Raw genomic sequence first — 18,558 nt, 5'->3', positions numbered from 1 at the left:
AGGCCCCGGTCCTCGACCTCGAGGACGTAGCCGTTGCCGACCGGTTCGCCGGACACACGCACGCGCGTGTGGGGCGGCGAGAACTGGGCGGCATTCTCGACCAGTTCCGCGAGCAGATGCGTGAGGTCGGCCACGGCTGCCCCGATGACGGCCGCTTCGGGGAGCTGACGTACCTCGACGCGGGCGTAGTCCTCGATCTCGGAGACGGCCGCGCGGACGACGTTGGTCAGGGACACCGGCATACGCCAGGCCCGGCCGGGTGCGGCTCCGGAGAGGATGATCAGACTTTCGGCATGGCGCCGCATGCGCGTGGTGAGGTGGTCGAGCCGGAACAGGTCGCTCAGCTCGTTCGGATCGTCGGAGCGGCGCTCCATGCTGTCCAGCAGACTGAGCTGGCGATGGACCAGCACCTGGCTGCGGCGGGCGAGGTTGACGAAGACACCGGAGATGCCGCTGGCGAGTTCGGCGCGCTCCACGGCGGCGTGCAGGGCGGCCCGGTGCACCGTCGTCAGGGCCTCCGCCACCTGCCCGGTCTCGTCCTCGGCGGGCGGTCCGGCGGGCGCCTCGGCCCGGATGTCGATCTCCGCACCGGCCCGGAGTTTCCGCATGGCCGCCGGGAGTTTGCGGCGGGCGATCTCCAGAGCGTCGTTGCGCAGGCTCACCAGCTCGACCACCAGCGCGCGTCCGATCCGGACCGAGATCACGAGCGAGGCGACGACCGCGGCCAGACCGAAGAGCACGGCGGCGCCGGCCGGGCTCAGCACGCCGTGCGTGAACGGGTCGGCGCGGCCCGCGACCGTCCTGCTCGTGTCCGCCGCGATGGTGCTCATGTCGGCCTGCACGCGTGCGTGGGCGGTGGCCCAGCCCGAACCGGGCGTCGTGTCGACCGCCCTGGCTCCGGAGCCCGCGGCCAGGAGGCGGTCCTCGGCAGCGGTGAGGGCGAGGTAGGCACGGCCGTGGGCGACGCGGTTCCAGGCGGCGCGCTGGGCGGCGGGCAGGTCGGCGACGGCGACCTGGAGGAGGGCCCGCCGGTTGGCGACGGCACCGTCCAGCAGCAGGGCTCGTCGGCCACGGAGGGTGTCGTCCGGGCGCGTGCTGCCGAGGACGGCGTTCTCCTGGGCCAGCGCTTCGGCGGCACGGGAGAATTCGAGCAGCACGCGGGCGTCGGAGCCGACGTCGGCCCGCTGGATGCCGGAGAGCGCTCCGTCCACGGCGAACGCGGCGCCGATGGTCTTGGAGTACCGGTCGTACGCTGTGGCCCAGTCCGCCTCGCGGCCCAGTACGGCGGTCCGCAGCGAACGGAGCTGCTCGACGCCGCCGACGAAGGTCTGCAGGCGGTCGCCGACTCCTGCGGGGAGCTGCTGCCCGGCGGCGACGGTGCTGTCGTCGCCGAGTCGCAGCTTCGCCACAGCCCGGTCGGTGGCGGCCGCGAGACCGCGCACATCGTTTCGGCGTGCCGCGTTCGGTTCGGCGGCGTACCGCACGGCAGCGGCCCGTTCGGCCTGCAGCGCGGCGACGGCGACCGCGACGGGCGTACGCAGCTCGGCGTCGACCCGCTGGGACTGGCGCAGCTCGGACACGTCCTGAGCGGTGGTCACGGTGGCGTACGCCCACAGCGCCAGGAGCGAGACCACCGGCACCATCAGGAGGCAGACCACCTTGGCGCGCACGGTCCGGGGGCGCATGTGCCAGCGGCCCGCGCGCGGCGGCGCGTAGTCCGGCGCCATGTCGAGGTACGCCTCGGGGCCCTCGTCGGCCGGGGGCCCGGCGTGTGCGCGCCGGCCGCGCAGCGGGGTCGGGGACTGCGCCGGTGGTCCGGCCTTCGGGGTGCTACGGGGTGGGCGCATGGCCTCCTCGCTCGGGCAGTGGGTCGGGGCTCTCGGGCCGGGCTTCCGCTAGTGGGCGGCGCCCTCGACGGGCCGTTGAGCGGTGGCGGACGCCTGGCGCTCGTCCGCCGAGGGCGAGAGGGCGACGAAGGCCGAGGTGATGAAGAGGTAGGAGCCGAGGCCCACGGCGAGCGGGAAGATGAACTGCATGGCCGTGGCGCCGGGCAGGGTCGCGCCGGAGGGGTCGACATGGACGCTCACCGCGAACATGCCGCTGTAATGCATGCTGCTGACGGCCGCCCCCATGACCAGGGAGGCGAGGGTGACCGCGAGCGGGGACTTGATGTTCAGGCCCGCCCAGAGCGCGGCCGTCGCGGCGACCACCGCGATCACGATCGACAGCCCGACGAGCACGGGGTCGTAGGTCACGTCCCCGTGCAGCCGGACGGCGGCCATACCCAGGTAGTGCATGCTGGCGACGCCGAGGCCGGTGGTGAGGCCGCCGAGCAGGAGGGCGCGGTTGCGGTCCTTGCTGTAGCCGACGGCGAAGACGCCCGCGCACACGACGACCATGGCGACGACGAGGCTCAGGATCGTCAGCGGCACGTCGTAGCGGATGTCGGTGCCGCTGACGCGGAAGCCGAGCATCGCCACGAAGTGCATGGTCCAGATGCCGGTCCCGATCGCCGAGGCGGCCGTGATCAGCCAGTTGCGGCGCGCCCGGCCGGTCGTCGCCAGCGCGCGCACGGTACAGCGCAGGCCGAGTGCGGCGCCGATGCAGGCCATCGCATACGAGAGCGCGGGGGTCAGCCAGCCGAAGGCCGCGTGGTCAAGGTGTCCCATGGCCCACGGACGCTAGCCGGGGCAGGGGCGTACGTAGGGGGCGCGTTTCGAAAGCTGCCACAACATGACACAGCGGGTGTCCGAACATGACGTGGAGTTGCGGTGAAAGGACCGCATCGCGGCCTATCCCTGTGCGTGCGGCCTCAAGGGGGACGGTGAGAGATCATCGGAGTATGAGTGACGACCACACGCACGTCCAGGAGTTCTTCACCGCGCGGGCGGTCGGCTGGGACAACAGGTTTCCCGACGACGGGCCCGCCTACGCGGCCGCGGTGTCCGACATGGGGCTGGGCGAGGGTGACCGGGTGCTCGACGCGGGGTGCGGCACGGGCCGCGCGCTCCCGTCGCTGCGCGCCGCCGTGGGGTCGTCCGGGACGGTGATCGGGGCCGATCTCACCTCGGCCATGCTCGAGGCCGCCTCGCAGGCCGGGCGCGGCCGGGAGGGTACCCTGCTGCTCACCGACGTCACCGCCCTTCCCCTACGGACGAAGTCCCTCGACGCCGTCTTCGCGGCGGGTTTGATCGCCCACCTCCCTGAGCCGGGTGAGAACCTGCGCGAACTGGCCCGCGTGGTGCGGCCCGGTGGCACGCTGGCGCTGTTCCACCCCATCGGGCGGGCCGCGTTGGCCGCTCGCCAGGGCAGGCAGCTCGCGCCGGACGACCTGCGGGCCGAGGCCAACCTCGGTCCTCTCCTCGCGCGTTCCGGGTGGTCCATGACGTCCTACGTCGACGAGCCCGGTTACTTCCTCGCGCTGGCAGTGCGCGAGCCCTGAAACCGGCCTGAGCGCGATTGCTCGCCTCAGTCCACCGCGTCGGTCAACTTCACCTGCCTCACCGGGCAGCCACCCGTCCCCGGCACCGGGTGTGTGCCCAGCTCAGCGGTGCGATAGCCGTTCGGGTAGCTCTTGATCTCCCAGTTCTGGCGGGCGAAATGAGGCGCGCGGCGGGGCGGGAGCAGCCTGACCAGCCGTCCACGGATCTTTACGGCACGGCGCACCAGGGAGGTGGCGGTCGCGCTCGGCGCCTCGTAGCGGAAGGCACGCCGCAGAGGCTCGTCGAGGAGGGCGAGCGTCGCCGTCCGCAACAGCGGCGCGAGCGGACGCGGATACCAGGACGTCATGAGGTCGAGCGTCGCGTCGGACACCTGCCGGGACCGCTGGTCCCACGCGAAGTGCTCCCGCTCGTAGGAGTCGAGGAGATCCTCGAACTCCTCAAACGTTTCCGGGATGTCGGGAATGCCCATGTGGCGTCCGAGGGTGCGGTAGTACTCGGTGGTGGCGACGATCTCGTGCCGGGACAACCGCCGCCAGCCGTAGGTGTCGATCCAGCGTCTGGGCATGACGACGAAGGTCGAGAGCACGTAGCGCATGTCGTCGTCGCTGATGTCGTAGCTGCGGTGCATCTGATTGATGCGCCGGATCGCGGTACGGCCCTCCCGGGCGGCGAAGCCGTGCTCCATCACGGCGTCGAGCAGCAGGGCGGTGTCGTCGTACCGCCGCTGGGAGCGCTCGGTCAGCTCCGCCGTGTCGGCGAGCAGCCGGCCGATGGTGGGGACGGCATAGGTGCGGTAGAGGGCCAGTTCCAGCGCTCGTGTGTAGTCCCAGGGGAATTCGAACGCGGCGCTGAGCCGGTAGATCTCCGGGGCGTCGGCGACCGGGTCCATCCGCCGGATCCGGTCGAGTCGCTCGAAGCGTTTCACCGTGAGGTCCCCTTCTGTCGCGGAAGTTCCAACTCTACTTTGAGTAACGAGACATGTGTGATGAGCGAGCCCCGCGCCGGGGAAAGGTGGTTCGCATGTTCGACATGATCCGCAAGTACGTCGCCAGGCTGGGTCTTTCCTCCCACGGGGAGGCACCCACCGAGCCGAAGCCGCGGGGGCACAACCTTTTCGAGGCCGCGGCTGCCTACGTGGCGGCCCGCGCGCGGGACGACCAGGACGGAGTCGATGAGGCGTCGTCGTGGGTGTCGCCGGAGGCACTCTCCTTCGGTGTGGGCGAGTTGGCGAGCCGAGCCGTGGTCGCCCTCGCCCGCGAGCGTTCCACGACCCCGCGGGCGGTGGCCCGGGATCTGCTGGGCCTGCCGGCGGACTGAGGAGACTCTTGACGGCCACGGGGTGTTTCGCCCCCGTCCGGCAGGAAAACCGCAGCTCCGCCCGGTGCGCGGAGTCGTGACAAGCCTCTCCCTCGCGCACTAGGGTGCGCCGACGGACGAACCACTGGGGAGGCTGAGATGGCCGGGTCGGACGATGCACCCGTGGCTGCCGCGGACGAGGCGCTGTACGTGTTGACGGCGGTGCTGCTGACACCGGCGCAGTTCCCGAGCGTGCTCGGTGACGACTATCCCGCGGCCTGCTCGGCGCTCGGTCTCACGCCGCTCGACGAGGGGTACGGCCTGGTTCTCGGGCAGGACGGAGACGGGGCCCGGTGGACGGCCGTCATCGACGACGTGTCCCTGGTGGCGGTGGCGATAGCCTCCTGGGACTGCGGCATGGAGTACGAGCTGTCGCCCGACGAGCGCACCCTCGTGGCGGCCCTGCCCGGCTGGCCCCTGGCGCTTGCCGTCGCGGCACCCGGTGTGCCGGCCCCGCACGACCCGGCCACCGAGGCCACGGACCCCCCTCCTCTCACCCCACCCGACACCAGCACGTGGGGACCGGCCCAGCGACGCCTCGGCGCCGACGAGATAGCACTCCAGTGGGCCGAATGGCGCGGCCGGCTCGACGACGCCGATGTCCTGCCGAACAAGCAGGCTTCCGGCACCGAGGCAACCGCCCCGGAGGCCGAAGCGGCACCGGAGGCCGAGCAGGAAGGCACCGCCAGGCCCGGCCATCCCGGAGTCCGCCAGGTACTCGCGGAGGCACGCGCCTACATCGACGCCCCGCCGCCCCTCGGACGCGTCCGTTCGTCGTTCGCCCCCGGAGACGCGCGCACCCTGCGTGCCGACGGTCCCGGATGGTCGATCGTGGCCCGCACCGACGACATCGCGTTCATCCTGCTCGACACGGAACCGGGCGAGGTCATCCCCGTGGGACGGGGTCCGGAACTCCCCGGCCTGCTGCAAGGGCTGGACAAGATCGCCGTACGCCCTCTGTGACGCCGTGTGAAGCACCGCCAAAGGGCGTCAGCGGCCTATCTCCTTGCGCGCCACCCGGCGCAGCCTGCGGCGCTGCGAGGGGTCCAGCGTCAGGTACGCGGCGGCGGGCACGCCCACGATGATCAGCAGCGCCGCCCACCAGGGCAGCCAGATCAAAAGGATCAGCCCGACCGCCACGCCACCCACGGCGATCTTCGCGTTTCTCGACATGAACTCCGCCTCCTACGTCACGACCCACTGCCGCTCTCTGCATGGGAAACGGTCCCGAGCGCCTCGCGGTTCCGGCCACCGCCCCTGAGACATCCCTGAAGCCGACCCTGAGGAACCCCTGAGACCCAGATCGAAGGCGACCGCAGGACGCGCGTGACCAGCCACGGCGGACTGGCCACGCGCGATGCCGTCAGCCGCGGGCGCCGAGCAGGTGGTCCATCGCCAACTGGTCGAGCCGCTCGAAGGCCATGCCCCGTGCAGCGGCGGAGTCCACGTCGAAGTCCTCGAAGGCCGAACTGTCGGCCAGCAGGGCGTCGAGGCCGTCTGCAGCCGTCGGCTGCGCCAGCTCGTCCAGCCGCGACGCGCGCAGCGCCTCCTGCACCTCCGGATCGGCACGGAAGGAGGCCGCGCGGTCCTTCAGGATGAGGTAGTTCCGCATGCATCCGGCGGCCGAGGCCCAGACGCCGTCGAGGTCCTCGGTGCGCGGCGGCTTGAAGTCGAAGTGCCGGGGGCCCTCGTAGCCGGCGCTCTCCAGGAGGTCGACGAGCCAGAAGGCGGCCCGCAGGTCACCGGCTCCGAAGCGCAGGTCCTGGTCGTACTTGATGCCCGACTGGCCGTTGAGGTCGATGTGGAAGAGCTTGTCCGCCCACAGCGCCTGCGCGATGCCGTGCGGGAAGTTGAGCCCCGCCATCTGCTCGTGCCCGACCTCGGGGTTGACGCCGTACAGCTCCGGGCGCTCCAGGCGCTCGATGAAGGCGAGCGCGTGGCCGACGGTGGGGAGCAGGATGTCGCCGCGCGGCTCGTTGGGCTTGGGCTCGATGGCGAAGCGGATGTCGTAACCCTGCGCGGTGACGTACTCGCCGAGGAGGTCGAACGCCTCCTTCATGCGGTCAAGAGCCGCCCGCACATCCTTGGCGCCACCGGACTCGGCGCCCTCGCGGCCGCCCCAGGCGACATAGGTCTTGGCACCCAGTTCGGCGGCCAGGTCGATGTTCCGGATCGTCTTGCGCAGCGCGTAGCGGCGCACGTCGCGGTCGTTGGCGGTGAACGCGCCGTCCTTGAAGACGGGGTGGGTGAAGAGGTTGGTGGTCGCCATCGGCACGGCCATACCGGTCGCGTCCAGAGCCTGGCGGAAGCGCTTGATGTGCGACTCGCGCTCGGTCTCGGAAGCGCCGAAGGGGATCAGGTCGTCGTCGTGGAAGGTCACGCCGTGGGCGCCCAGCTCGGCCAGGCGCTGCACCGACTCGACGGGGTCGAGGGCGCGGCGGGTGGCGTCGCCGAACGGGTCCCTCCCCTGCCAGCCGACGGTCCACAGACCGAAGGTGAACTTGTCCTCGGGGGTGGGCTGGTAGTTCATGCCGCGGCTCCTTGGTGCGTACGACTATTTCGTCATGGCCGTTTACAAATTAGTATGCGAAGGCGCCTCTGGGAAGAGACCAGATGTCCTCGACGCCGGGGCGCCATCGATGAACGGCGTCGCTGCCGGTCGATGACGCCGCGGAAGAGGGAGAGCCCGATGTCAGCAGCCGAGGGTCCGCTCGTCGTCGGTGTGGACACGTCCACACAGTCCACGAAGGCACTCGTCGTCGACGCGTCCACCGGGCGGGTGGTGGCGAGCGGCCAGGCCGCGCACACGGTGACCTCGGGCGCGGGACGGGAGAGCGATCCGCGTCAGTGGTGGGACGCGCTGTGCGAGGCGCTGCGCCAGTGCGGCGACGCGGCGCACGAGGCGGCGGCGGTGTCGATCGGCGGCCAGCAGCACGGCCTGGTCACGCTCGACGCGCACGGCGAGCCGGTGCGTCCCGCGCTGCTCTGGAACGATGTGCGCTCGGCCCCGCAGGCCCGCCGTCTGGTGGAGGAGTTGGGCGGACCCGACGCGTGGGCGGAGCGCACGGGCAGCGTGCCGGGTGCCTCCTTCACGGTGACCAAGTGGGCGTGGCTGGCGGAGCACGAGCCGGACGCGGTCCGCGCCACCCGGGCGGTACGTCTCCCCCACGACTACCTCACCGAGCGCCTCACCGGCCTCGGCACGACCGATCGCGGCGATGTCTCCGGCACCGGCTGGTGGGCGTCCGCGACGGAGTCGTACGACGAGGAGACCCTGGCGCACGTGGGACTCGACCCGGCCCTACTGCCTCGCGTGGTGCGGCCCGGCGAGGTGGCCGGCACCGTGCGCGACGGCCATGACCTGCCGTTCTCCAAGGGCACACTGGTGGCGCCGGGTACCGGGGACAACGCGGCCGCTGCGCTGGGGCTGGGCCTGCGACCCGGCACTCCGGTGCTCAGCCTGGGCACCTCGGGCACGGTGTACGCGGTCTCCAAGCGCCGCCCAACGGACCCGACCGGCACGGTGGCGGGATTCGCCGACGCCCACGGTGACTGGCTGCCCCTGGCCTGCACCCTGAACTGCACCCTCGCCGTGGACCGGGTCGCGGCCCTGCTGGGGCTGGACCGGGAGGCCGTGGAGCCCGGCACCTCGGTCACCCTGCTGCCGTACCTCGACGGTGAGCGCACTCCCAACCTGCCCCACGCCTCGGGTCTGCTGCACGGTCTCCGCCATGACACGACCGCCGGCCAGGTGCTCCAGGCCGCCTACGACGGCGCGGTGCACTCGCTGCTCGGCGCACTCGACCTGGTTCTGGACGAGGACGCCGACCGCACCACTCCCTTGCTGCTGATCGGCGGTGGCGCCCGCGGCACGGCCTGGCAGGAGACGGTGCGCCGGCTGTCCGGGCGGCCGGTACAGATCCCCGAAGCGAAGGAACTGGTGGCCCTCGGCGCGGCCGCTCAGGCTGCGGGACTGCTGACCGGTGAGGACCCGACGGCCGTTGCCCGCCGCTGGAACACCACGGAGGGACGGGTCCTGGACGCCGTGGAGCGGGACGAGGAAGCCCTGGACCGCATCGCCGGGGTACTCTCCGACGCGTCCCCGCTGCTGGAGCGGGGTGCGGGCTCCCTCTGACGCCGCCCCCGAGTGTCTCGCGCACCAGGTCCGGCAGCGAGCGACTTAACCCACAAGCCGGACAGGACCACGGAAACCGAGGATCGACGGAGGCATGACCGCACCGCCGCACGACAGCCGGCCGACGGGGAGCGGACGCGCCCTGCCGGACACCCAGCAGGGCATGCGTCGCCGCAACCTGGCTCGGGTCATGCACGCCGTCAGCTCGGACGGCCCGCTGTCGCGCGCCACGGTCGCCTCGCGCATAGGTCTCACACGGGCGGCCGTGTCCTCCCTCGTGGACGAGCTGATCCGCTGGGGACTGCTGGAGGAGTTGGGCCCCGAACGACCGAGCCGGGTGGGACGGCCCGGCTCCGCGCTCGCGGTGAGCGGGAGTGGTCCTGCGGGGGTCGGGGCGGAGATCGGGGTGGATCACCTCGCAGTGTGCGCGGTCGATCTGCGGGGCGCGGTTCGTGCGCGGGCCGTGCGGCGCGGCACGAATCGAGGACGCTCCCCGGAATCCGTGGCCGAGGATCTGACCGCGCTTCTGCGGCAGGTCACGGCCGAGGTGGAGAAGGACGGTCTGTGGGTCGCGGGGCTCGCGGTCGCCGTTCCCGGCCTGATCGCCCGCGACGGCCGTGTGGTCGTGCGCGCCCCCAACCTCGGCTGGCATGACACCGACCTCGGGGGCGCCCTGCCGGGCGGGGTGCCCCTGACCATGGACAACGAGGCCAACTTCGGCGCGCTGGCGGAGCTGTGGCTCGGTGCCCGCACACCGGGAGACTTCCTCCATGTGTCTGCGGAGATCGGCATCGGTGCGGCGATCGTCGTGAACGGCCGGCTGCTCCGTGGAACCCGTGGTTTCGCCGGAGAGCTGGGCCATGTTCCGGTCCGGCCGGACGGGCCCCCCTGCCCCTGCGGCGGACGCGGCTGCCTGGAGCAGTACGCCGGCGAGGAGGCCGTGCTGCGGGCGGCCGGAATCGAACCCCGCGGTGACGTCGTGGGGGTGCTCGCGGAGCGGGCGGAAGCGGGCGACGAGGACGTGCGCTCGGCGCTGCGGGAAGCGGGTACGGCGCTCGGTATCGCCCTGACCGGGGCGGTCAATCTCCTGGACCCGGACGTGGTCGTCCTGGGTGGCGCGCTGGCGGCCCTCTCTCCATGGCTTCTCCCCTCTCTGCAACGTGAGCTGCGCAGTCGCACGGCCGGTCCGGCATGTCCGGTGGCGGTGTCCGAGCTGGGGCCGGAGGGTCCGCTGCTCGGTGCCGCCCATTCGGTGGTACGGGCTGTGCTGGATGATCCGGCGATGGTGGCGGAACGGCCCTGACACTTCGGCGGATGCCCCTGGCGGAAGCCCGTCACGCTCACCGAGGTCCGAAGTCCCTCGAACAGGTGGCCGACTTATCCACAATCCGCCCCTTGTCCACGGACTTGGCGCTCACCCTTCTGCCCAACACCCCCGCGCCGTAACGTGATTCACGCGAGCCGCAACCGCCGGATCTCAACGGCCGAAGCCCAGGCCGTACACGTGCTGAGCATCATCTGCCACATGCATCGGGGGATACATGTACGCGAAATCGACCGGCGCACGACGCCACAACCGACACCACGACGACCATTCACGGTTCCCGCCGAGCGGAGCTGACACTGTGTCGTTCATACGTGCCGGGTTCCGCTGAGCCGGACGTGCAACCCCCGCCGTGCGGGCGCATCCGCACACACACGGTCCCGCGTACCTGTCTCCTCAACTGCCGTGTCTCACAGGGCAGCTGAGACTCTCACCGCTGAAGGGCAGCCGACGATGGAGATGAACCAGCCCCGTACCCACCTCACCCGACGCGGCCTCCTCAAGGGCGCGGCCCTCGCCGCCGTCCCCTACGCACTCCTCCCCGGCCCCAAGGCGGCCGCGCAGGCGGCGGTCGACTACCCGCCCGGCGAATGGCAGCCCGCGAGCACTGGCAATTACACGGTGTCCAGCCGGCCGGCGGCCTACGAGATCGACCGGGTGATCATCCACATCACCCAGGAGACCTACACCAATACTCTGGCCATCTTCCGGAACACCGACAAGCAGGTGTCGGCCCACTATCTCGTGCGCTCGGCGGACGGCCATGTCGCCCAGTGCGTCCGGGAGGCGGACGTAGCCTGGCACGCGGGCGACTGGGGGTACAACACCCGGAGCATCGGCATCGAACACGAGGGCTGGGTGGACCAGCCGGCCTACTTCACGAACGCGCTCTACGAGCAGTCCGCGAGACTGACGGCCGCGGTGTGCAACAAGTACGGCATCCCGAAGGACCGGGAGCACATCATCGGCCACTACCAGGTACCCGGCACCGATCACACCGACCCGGGGGTGAACTGGGACTGGGTCCGCTACATCAGACTCGTCAATTTCTCCTGAGCTCCTGTCGGCCCGGTTGTCCGGAGCGGACCCGCGCGTGACGATGGCCCAGTTGGTTCCCTCGCAGGGAGGACGAGTTGACCGAACAGTGGGTGGCTCTGGAGCCGGGAGCCGACCCAGACGAACGAGTCCGGGCGCTACGCCGAGCGCATGAGACCTTCACGACCGCCGGCACGGTCGCGCGTCCGGTCCGGCCGGTGGTGGCCGAGTCCTGGCGGCGCAGCGCACGGGCCGGCGTCGGGCCGGACGGCACCGCGAGCGTGGAACTGACCGACGACGACCTGGGCGCGTACCGCGCCGAACATCCTCTGGCCAAGGTGATGCCGTTGGTCCGGGAGCTGGTGGGCACGTTCGCCGCCGATGGCTCGCATCTGCTAGCGGTGTGCGATGCGCACGGCAGGCTGATGTGGGTCGAGGGGCATCCGACGACGTTGCGGCGGGCGGACCGGATGAACTTCGTTCCCGGGGCGCGCTGGTCGGAAGCGGCTGTCGGCACCAACGCACCGGGTACGGCGGTGGCGGTGGACCGTCCGGTGCAGGTCTTCGCGGCGGAGCACTTCATACGGCGGGTGCAGCCGTGGACCTGTGCGGCCGCGCCGATCCACGATCCGCACACGGGCCGGGTCCTGGGAGCCGTCGACATCACCGGAGGGGACGGTCTGGCACATCCGCACAGCCTGGGCTTCGTGCAGGCGGTGGCACGCGCGGCGGAGTCACAGCTCAGCCTGGTCACCCCGCCGAGGCGGGCGGAGGACACGGTCACGCTGAGCGTGCTGGGCCGGGACGAGGCGGAACTCCGTCCGGGGGGCGGGCGCCGGATCAGGCTGAGCCGTCGGCACAGCGAGGTTCTGGTGCTCCTGGCCCGGCATCCCGAGGGCATGACCGGGGACGAACTGCTGTGCGCGCTGTACGCGGACGAGTCGGTGACACCGGTGACCTTGCGCGCCGAGCTTGCCAGACTGCGACCGCTGCTGCCGCCCGGACTGTTGGCGTCCCGGCCCTACCGGCTCTCCGTGCCGGTCGAGTGCGACGCGGCTCTGGTCGAACGGCAGGTGGAGACGGGCGCGCTCACGGCCGCCCTACGGGCGTATCGCGGCCCGCTGCTGCCGAACTCCCAGGCCCCGGCGGTAGTGGGGTGGCGACGCCGACTCGCCGCGGCGGTGCGAACGGCGCTGATCACCCGGGGCGACCCGGATCTGCTGGCGGACTGGGCTCACGCGCCTTGGGGCGAGCACGACCTGCTGGTCTGGCGGGCCTTGGCCGCCGTGCGGCCGACCGCTCCGGTGCGGGCGCGGATCGCGGCGCTGGAGGCCGAGCTGGCCGTACCGGGAGCACCGGGGGTACCGAGCCGACGCCCTCATGTGCGTCAAACACCCTGGATGACCAGCAGTGCAACCTATTCGCAACGTCCGCCCGTCTAGCCTGCACGACGGGAGCTGCCCAATGGCGGGCAGCGCTGCACCGGGAGGCACACCAGCATGACCCGTTACGCGACGCCCGGCTCCGAGGGCTCGATCGTCTCCTACCAGCCGCGCTACGACCACTTCATCGGCGGGGAGTACGTGCCGCCGGCGCGCGGGCAGTACTTCGACAACCCGTCGCCGGTCAACGGGCAGCCGTTCACCGAGATCGCGCGCGGTACCGCGGAGGACGTCGAGCGGGCACTCGACGCGGCACACGCGGCCGCACCCGGCTGGGGCCGTACGTCGGTGACGGAGCGCTCGGACATCCTGCTGAAGATCGCCGACCGTATGGAAGCGAACCTCGAGTCGCTGGCGGTGGCCGAGACCTGGGAGAACGGCAAGCCCGTCCGCGAGACGCTGGCCGCCGACATCCCGCTGGCCATCGACCACTTCCGCTATTTCGCGGGGGCGATCCGTGCGCAGGAGGGGTCGCTGAGCGAGATCGACGACGACACCGTGGCGTACCACTTCCACGAGCCGCTCGGAGTCGTCGCGCAGATCATCCCGTGGAACTTCCCGATCCTGATGGCGGCCTGGAAGCTGGCGCCGGCGCTCGCGGCAGGCAACGCGGTCATCCTCAAGCCCGCCGAGCAGACCCCGGCGTCCATCCACTACTGGATGAGCCTGGTCGCCGACCTGCTGCCGCCGGGCGTGGTCAACATCGTCAACGGTTTCGGTGCGGAGGCGGGCAAGCCGCTGGCCTCCAGCGCCCGGGTGGCGAAGGTGGCGTTCACCGGGGAGACCACGACGGGGCGGCTGATCATGCAGTACGCCTCGGAGAACATCAAGCCGGTGACGCTGGAGCTGGGTGGCAAGTCGCCCAACATCTTCTTCGACGACGTGTGGGCGCACGACGACGACTTCCGGGACAAGGCGCTCGAGGGCTTCACCATGTTCGCGCTCAACCAGGGCGAGGTGTGCACCTGCCCTTCCCGAGCGCTCGTACAGAGCGGTCACTACACCGACTTCCTGGAGGCGGCCGTGGCCCGCACCCAGCAGATCAAGCCGGGGCACCCGCTCGACACCGACACGATGATCGGCGCCCAGGCGTCCAACGACCAGTTGGAGAAGATCCTGTCCTACCTGGACATCGGCCGTCAGGAGGGCGCCAAGGTGCTCACCGGCGGCGAACGCATCGAGTACGACGGCGAACTGGAGGGCGGCTACTACGTCCAGCCGACCATCTTCGAGGGCGACAACCGCATGCGGATCTTCCAGGAGGAGATCTTCGGCCCGGTCGTCTCGGTGACGTCCTTCGACGACTTCGACGACGCGATGAAGCTGGCCAACGACACGCTGTACGGCCTCGGCGCGGGCGTCTGGACCCGCGACATCAACACCGCGTACCGCGCCGGCCGCACGATCCAGGCCGGCCGCGTCTGGACCAACTGCTACCACGCCTACCCGGCCCACGCCGCGTTCGGCGGCTACAAGCAGTCCGGGATCGGCCGGGAGAACCACAAGATGATGCTGGAGCACTACCAGCAGACGAAGAACATCCTTTGTTCTTACAGCCCTCAGAAGCTTGGCTTCTTCTAGAGCCTGAAGTCGGGTTGCCTGGAGGCATATTTGGGCTCGAGGCAACCCGACACGGCAGGTACCTGCTGTGATCGATTGGATTCTTGACGTTACCGCCTGGCCTGCGAGAGAGATCCCCGCCGGACCAGTCGCGGACCGAGGACATCACAATGCCGAACCTGGCCGCGAGCTGAGCATACGTGTGCCCCACCTGTAGATGGGCGAGGGTGAGCAGGGCTTGGCGGCCGGCGCTCAGGCGCCGCCAACGGGAGCCGATCGCGCGGCGGCGTCGCCGCAACGCCGCGTGAGTAAGCGGAGGTCAGAGCAGGACACGTCGACGCCCGACAGGTAGACAAGCACAGGAAGCCTCTGGTGGAGACGGTTCTCTGGACCGAAAAACCCTTACCAGGGGCTTCACTACGTCACCAGCCCAACCTCCGCACTACCGAGTCAGGCTGGAAAGGGCTCCATGGCTTCCGAGAAGTGGCGGATCGACCGCATGCCAGCCGATCCGAACGCGCCATCGTGCCGCTACCCATCGTTCACGCTTTTTCGGTAAGGCGTTCAACAACGCTTCCGCACTCGTAGGAGCGCTATCACGCCAAGCTGAATGGAGAACTTGACCACTGCACTTGGTCGACCAGGCCAGGCGTGGTGAGGAGTGATTCAATTCTTGCCGTCTTTCGGTCTTGTTTGCCATATCCCATTGATCGCCAGGCCGAACTGATCAAGCATCACCGGGTCCGTCCTCCACTTTGACGCATCAGGTGATTCATCATGCGAGCAAAAGCGCGAAGATCTGTCATAGCCGTCCTCGCCATGGCCTTACTGGCCGTGGCGGGTGTGGTTCCCTCCTGGGCAGCACCCCAGCAACGCCCGCCCTCCATGTCGACCACTGCGGTGGCCCAGTCCAAACCCCGCACCGCCGCAGACCTGCCCAAGCCCCCCAAGGCCATGACGCTGGCCGACCGACGCGAGCAGGTCACCAAGACCCGGCTCGACCGCTCTCCCATCAGTGACTTCATGAAGGCGCCGGGGAGGAAGCCGACCAGCAAGCCAACCCGACCCGACGGCCACGGCGCCGAGCGCGGCCCCGCCGCTCAGTCGCCGAATGGCGTTCGTCCCGGCGTAGCGGCCGCGCCGGAGAACCCGACATGGGTGTCGTCCTGGGCAACGGCCTCTCCGGGGCTGCTGTCCATCGGCGGGCATGTGAAGCTGCCCAAGCGTGGGTCGACCTACAGCGGGATGTGGTTCTACGTCCTGGATGAGGCGGGCAACTTCGTCATCCAGCAGGAGATCAAGAAGTCGACGGACGACCCGAGCGGCGACACACAGCCTACCGGGGTCTGGTGCTACGACTGGTGGGCAAGCAACTCCTACCCAACCGACGAGTGCTTCTGGTGGGCCAACAACGCTCTGGGCGGCCCTCTCCAGGACGGCAAGAAGTACTACGCATGGGTCTTCCTGAACAGCTCTGACGGATCATCCAGCCCGCAGGGAACGACCTCCCCGCTGGTGGAAGCCTTCTACACCCCGGTCATCCCCGGCGCTCAGGCAGGCATCTGCACCTGCTACGCGCAGGCGCACCGCGCCGACCCGGTCAACACGGCGACCGGCATGTTCTACGAACAGCTCACGGACGCCTCCCTGGTGAGCGCGGGTGTTCCCCTCACGTTGGAGCGCACGTACCGCTCGGACTCGACCGTCACGGGCCTCCTCGGGCGGGGCTGGTCGACACCGTTCGACGCGAGTCTGGCGATCGCGACAGGCAAGGTGACGTACCGAGCGGACGACGGGGCGTCGTTCGTCTTCGCGCAAGCCAGTGACGGCACCTACACAGCCCCAGCGGGGTCGGCGGCCAAGCTGGTCAAGGGCACCAGCGCCTACACGATCACCACGCCGGACCACGTCAAGCGGACCTTCGACAGCGGTGGACTGCTCACCGGTGTGGTCGACACCGCCGGCAAGGGTCTGAGCCTGACCTATGCGTCCGGGAAGCTCGCGTCCGTCAAGGATGCCGCCGGCCGCACCACCTCCTTCACGGTGGGCGGCGACGGGCTGCTCTCCAAGGTGGCCCTGCCCGACGGCACTTCCGTGTCCTACACCTACACGGCCGGCCTGCTGACATCGGTGACCGACCCTGCGGGCAGGGCGTCGTCCTATGCGTACGGCACCGACAAGCGGCTGTCCTCCTACACCGACCCGGCCGGCGGCAAGGTCGCCAACTCCTACGACACTTCGGGCCGGATCAAGTCCCAGACCGACCAGAACGGCAAGACGACCGCCTTCACCTGGGACGGCAAGAGCGAGTCGCACACCACAGCGCCCGACGGCGGCGTGTGGACCGACGTCTACGCCGGCAACGTCCTGATGGAGACGATCGACCCGTACGGCAAGAGCGTCAGCTACGACTACGACCGCTATCTGCACCCTGTCGCCATCACCGACCAGCGCGGTAACACCACCTCCATGACCTACGACAGCGCCGGGCGCATGCTCACTCGCAGCGCGCCGTCGGCGCTGGGTTACTCGGAGAGCTGGACCTACGACTCGGCCGGCAACATCACCAGCCACACCGACGGCCGCGGCAACAAGACGACGTACACGTACGACGCCTCTAACCAACTGACGTCCGCCACAGACCCGTTGAACGGCAAGACCGCCTACACCTACACCGGTCTCGGCTCGCTGCAGACCGTGACCACACCGCGCGGCAAGACCACCACCTACGGGTACGACGCGGCGGGCAACCGGACCTCGGTCACCACCCCGCTGAACGAGAAGACGACCTTCACGTACGACAAGGCCGGCCGTGTCCTGACCAAGACGGACCCACGCGGCAACGTCTCAGGGGCCGACCCGGCCGCCTACACCACGACGTACGCCTACGACGGCCGCGGGCTGCTCACTTCGGCCACCGACCCGCTGGGCCACACCACGGCCTACGAGTACAACGGCGCCGAGCAGGTGACGTCCGTGCGGAACCCGGCGGGCGACAGCAGCACGTTCGCCTACGACGACGCCGGGAACCTGACCCGCGCCACCGACCCCTCCACCGCCTTCGTCAGCCGGGTCTATGACGCCAGCGGACGCCTCACCTCCGAGACCAACCAGGCCGGTGGCAAGACCACCTACACCTACGACAAGGTCGGCCGCCTGCTGAGCAGCGTCTCCCCCCGCGGAAACGTCTCCGGCGCCGACCCGGCCGCCTACACCACGAGTTACACCTACGACGCCGTAGGGAACCGCACCGCGGTCACCGGACCCACGGGGGCGTCCACGACGACGACCTACGACGCGATCAACCGGCCGCTCGTGGTCACCGACCCCCGCAAGAGCACCACGACCTACACGTACGACGCGAACGACAACGTCACCAAGGTCACGGACGCCGCGTCCAAGACGGTCACCTCCGTGTACGACAAGAACAACCGGCTCACCAGCAGTACCAACCAGCTGACCAAGACCACCGCGTACGCCTACGACGCCGACGGCAACCTGCTCAGCCGCACCTCCCCGCTGGGCAGCAAGGAAAGCTGGACCTACGACGCGGACGGACGGCAGGCCACCGCGGTCGACCCCCGCGGCAACGTCACCGGCACCGACCCGGCCCAGTACACGACCACCTACGGCTACGACCCGACAGGCAACCCCACCACGGTCACCGACCCGCTGGAGGGCGTGACGATCACCGCCTACGACGCGGTCAACAACGTCGTCAAGCAGACCGACGCCGACAAACGCGCCACCGACTACGCCTACGACAAGCTCGATCACCTCACCGAGGTCACCGCCCCCGGAGGCGCGAAGACCGCCTTCACCCGTGACAGCACCGGCAACGTCACCACCCGCACCGACGCCAACGACCACGTCACCACGTACGGCTACGACACGGCCCACCGCCTCACGTCCGTCAGCGATCCGCTGAAGCGGGAGACGACCTACGAGTACGACGCGGAGAGCAACCTCACCAAGAAGATCACCCCGCGCGGAAACACCGGCTACACCTACGACACTCGCGGCCTGCTCACCAAGGTCGACTACTCCGACTCCACGCCGGACGTGACGTACGGCTACGACGCGGCCGGACAGATGACCGCCCGCGCCAACTCCAAGATGTCCGAGGACTTCGTCTACGACGCCCTCGGCAACCTCACCAAGACCCGCGGCTTCGCCTACACCTACGACGCCGCCGGGCAGATGCTCACCCGCAAGTACTCCGACGGCAACACGATCACCTACACCCACGACAACGACGGCCGC

Annotated in this window: 14 protein-coding genes and 1 pseudogene; 9 read left to right on the top strand and 6 right to left on the bottom strand. The window is 70.1% G+C overall.

What is annotated here, in order from left to right; all coding sequences use genetic code 11:
* On the bottom strand, positions 1 to 1,847 hold a 1,847-nt coding region (locus CCN33_RS12760; RefSeq protein ID WP_086693746.1), incomplete at its 3' end, for a sensor histidine kinase.
* A gap of 48 nt (positions 1,848 to 1,895) precedes the next feature.
* Positions 1,896 to 2,669 carry an MHYT domain-containing protein gene (locus CCN33_RS12755; protein ID WP_086693745.1) on the bottom strand — a complete coding sequence of 258 codons (774 nt, stop codon included), beginning with the start codon at positions 2,667 to 2,669 and terminating at the stop codon, positions 1,896 to 1,898.
* Positions 2,670 to 2,842: 173 nt separating this feature from the next.
* Here CCN33_RS12755 and CCN33_RS12750 point away from each other — a divergent pair, with 173 nt between their 5' ends.
* A complete protein-coding gene (locus tag CCN33_RS12750) occupies positions 2,843 to 3,442 on the top strand; it encodes a class I SAM-dependent methyltransferase (protein ID WP_086693744.1) in 600 nt (199 codons plus the stop codon).
* A 26-nt stretch (positions 3,443 to 3,468) separates the two neighbouring features.
* On the opposite strand, the gene CCN33_RS12745 is transcribed toward CCN33_RS12750, so the two are convergent.
* The gene (locus CCN33_RS12745; protein WP_086693743.1) at positions 3,469 to 4,368 is read right to left on the bottom strand and encodes an oxygenase MpaB family protein; all 900 of its coding nucleotides are present in this window, start codon (positions 4,366 to 4,368) and stop codon (positions 3,469 to 3,471) included.
* A gap of 95 nt (positions 4,369 to 4,463) precedes the next feature.
* Between CCN33_RS12745 and CCN33_RS12740 the strand changes: the two genes are divergently transcribed.
* Both CCN33_RS12740 and CCN33_RS12735 read left to right on the top strand, forming a co-directional pair.
* Positions 4,464 to 4,760 (top strand): hypothetical protein, encoded by a 297-nt coding sequence (locus CCN33_RS12740; RefSeq protein ID WP_086693742.1) that lies wholly within the window; start codon positions 4,464 to 4,466, stop codon positions 4,758 to 4,760.
* 138 nt (positions 4,761 to 4,898) lie between these two features.
* Positions 4,899 to 5,762 (top strand): hypothetical protein, encoded by an 864-nt coding sequence (locus CCN33_RS12735; protein WP_086693741.1) that lies wholly within the window; start codon positions 4,899 to 4,901, stop codon positions 5,760 to 5,762.
* A gap of 27 nt (positions 5,763 to 5,789) precedes the next feature.
* On the opposite strand, the gene CCN33_RS12730 is transcribed toward CCN33_RS12735, so the two are convergent.
* A complete protein-coding gene (locus CCN33_RS12730) occupies positions 5,790 to 5,972 on the bottom strand; it encodes a hypothetical protein (RefSeq protein ID WP_086693740.1) in 183 nt (60 codons plus the stop codon).
* Between the two features lie 190 nt (positions 5,973 to 6,162).
* Entirely contained in the window at positions 6,163 to 7,329 is a 1,167-nt protein-coding gene (xylA, locus tag CCN33_RS12725; protein ID WP_086693739.1) for a xylose isomerase, read from the bottom strand.
* 159 nt (positions 7,330 to 7,488) lie between these two features.
* Here xylA and xylB point away from each other — a divergent pair, with 159 nt between their 5' ends.
* The 5 genes from xylB (at position 7,489) to adh (ending at position 14,316) form a co-directional block, all read left to right on the top strand.
* Positions 7,489 to 8,934, top strand: coding sequence for a xylulokinase (gene xylB, locus CCN33_RS12720; RefSeq protein ID WP_086693738.1), 1,446 nt, complete (start codon positions 7,489 to 7,491; stop codon positions 8,932 to 8,934).
* 94 nt (positions 8,935 to 9,028) lie between these two features.
* Positions 9,029 to 10,237, top strand: a complete 1,209-nt coding sequence (locus tag CCN33_RS12715) for an ROK family transcriptional regulator (RefSeq protein WP_086693737.1) — start codon at positions 9,029 to 9,031, stop codon at positions 10,235 to 10,237.
* A gap of 480 nt (positions 10,238 to 10,717) precedes the next feature.
* The gene (locus tag CCN33_RS12710) at positions 10,718 to 11,314 is read left to right on the top strand and encodes an N-acetylmuramoyl-L-alanine amidase (protein ID WP_208621734.1); all 597 of its coding nucleotides are present in this window, start codon (positions 10,718 to 10,720) and stop codon (positions 11,312 to 11,314) included.
* Positions 11,315 to 11,391: 77 nt separating this feature from the next.
* Complete coding sequence (locus CCN33_RS12705; RefSeq protein WP_086693735.1) at positions 11,392 to 12,735, top strand: GAF domain-containing protein; 1,344 nt, start codon at positions 11,392 to 11,394, stop codon at positions 12,733 to 12,735.
* Positions 12,736 to 12,792: 57 nt separating this feature from the next.
* On the top strand, positions 12,793 to 14,316 hold the full coding sequence (gene adh / locus CCN33_RS12700) for an aldehyde dehydrogenase (RefSeq protein ID WP_086693734.1): 1,524 nt from the start codon (positions 12,793 to 12,795) through the stop codon (positions 14,314 to 14,316).
* 148 nt (positions 14,317 to 14,464) lie between these two features.
* Here the strand turns inward: adh and CCN33_RS12695 are convergent.
* Positions 14,465 to 14,655: pseudogene (locus CCN33_RS12695) on the bottom strand (transposase family protein); the annotation flags it as partial.
* A gap of 594 nt (positions 14,656 to 15,249) precedes the next feature.
* Here CCN33_RS12695 and CCN33_RS12690 point away from each other — a divergent pair.
* The coding region (locus CCN33_RS12690; protein ID WP_140394524.1) for a DUF6531 domain-containing protein at positions 15,250 to 18,558 on the top strand (3,309 nt) is incomplete at its 3' end.

It is taken from the genome of Streptomyces recifensis (assembly GCF_002154615.1).
Taxonomy (GTDB): Bacteria; Actinomycetota; Actinomycetes; order Streptomycetales; family Streptomycetaceae; genus Streptomyces; species Streptomyces griseoluteus.
Note: the sequence above shows the minus strand (reverse complement) of the source record. Positions and strands in the feature narration are given on the sequence as shown.

Bases quoted from the DNA above. Each gene is read 5' to 3' on its own strand.
- CCN33_RS12755 (WP_086693745.1), bottom strand. From the start codon at position 2,669: ATGGGACACCTTGACCACGCGGCCTTCGGCTGGCTGACCCCCGCGCTC.
- CCN33_RS12750 (WP_086693744.1), top strand. From the start codon at position 2,843: ATGAGTGACGACCACACGCACGTCCAGGAGTTCTTCACCGCGCGGGCG.
- CCN33_RS12740 (WP_086693742.1), top strand. From the start codon at position 4,464: ATGTTCGACATGATCCGCAAGTACGTCGCCAGGCTGGGTCTTTCCTCC.
- CCN33_RS12735 (WP_086693741.1), top strand. From the start codon at position 4,899: ATGGCCGGGTCGGACGATGCACCCGTGGCTGCCGCGGACGAGGCGCTG.
- CCN33_RS12730 (WP_086693740.1), bottom strand. From the start codon at position 5,972: ATGTCGAGAAACGCGAAGATCGCCGTGGGTGGCGTGGCGGTCGGGCTG.
- xylA (WP_086693739.1), bottom strand. From the start codon at position 7,329: ATGAACTACCAGCCCACCCCCGAGGACAAGTTCACCTTCGGTCTGTGG.
- xylB (WP_086693738.1), top strand. From the start codon at position 7,489: ATGTCAGCAGCCGAGGGTCCGCTCGTCGTCGGTGTGGACACGTCCACA.
- CCN33_RS12715 (WP_086693737.1), top strand. From the start codon at position 9,029: ATGACCGCACCGCCGCACGACAGCCGGCCGACGGGGAGCGGACGCGCC.
- CCN33_RS12710 (WP_208621734.1), top strand. From the start codon at position 10,718: ATGAACCAGCCCCGTACCCACCTCACCCGACGCGGCCTCCTCAAGGGC.
- adh (WP_086693734.1), top strand. From the start codon at position 12,793: ATGACCCGTTACGCGACGCCCGGCTCCGAGGGCTCGATCGTCTCCTAC.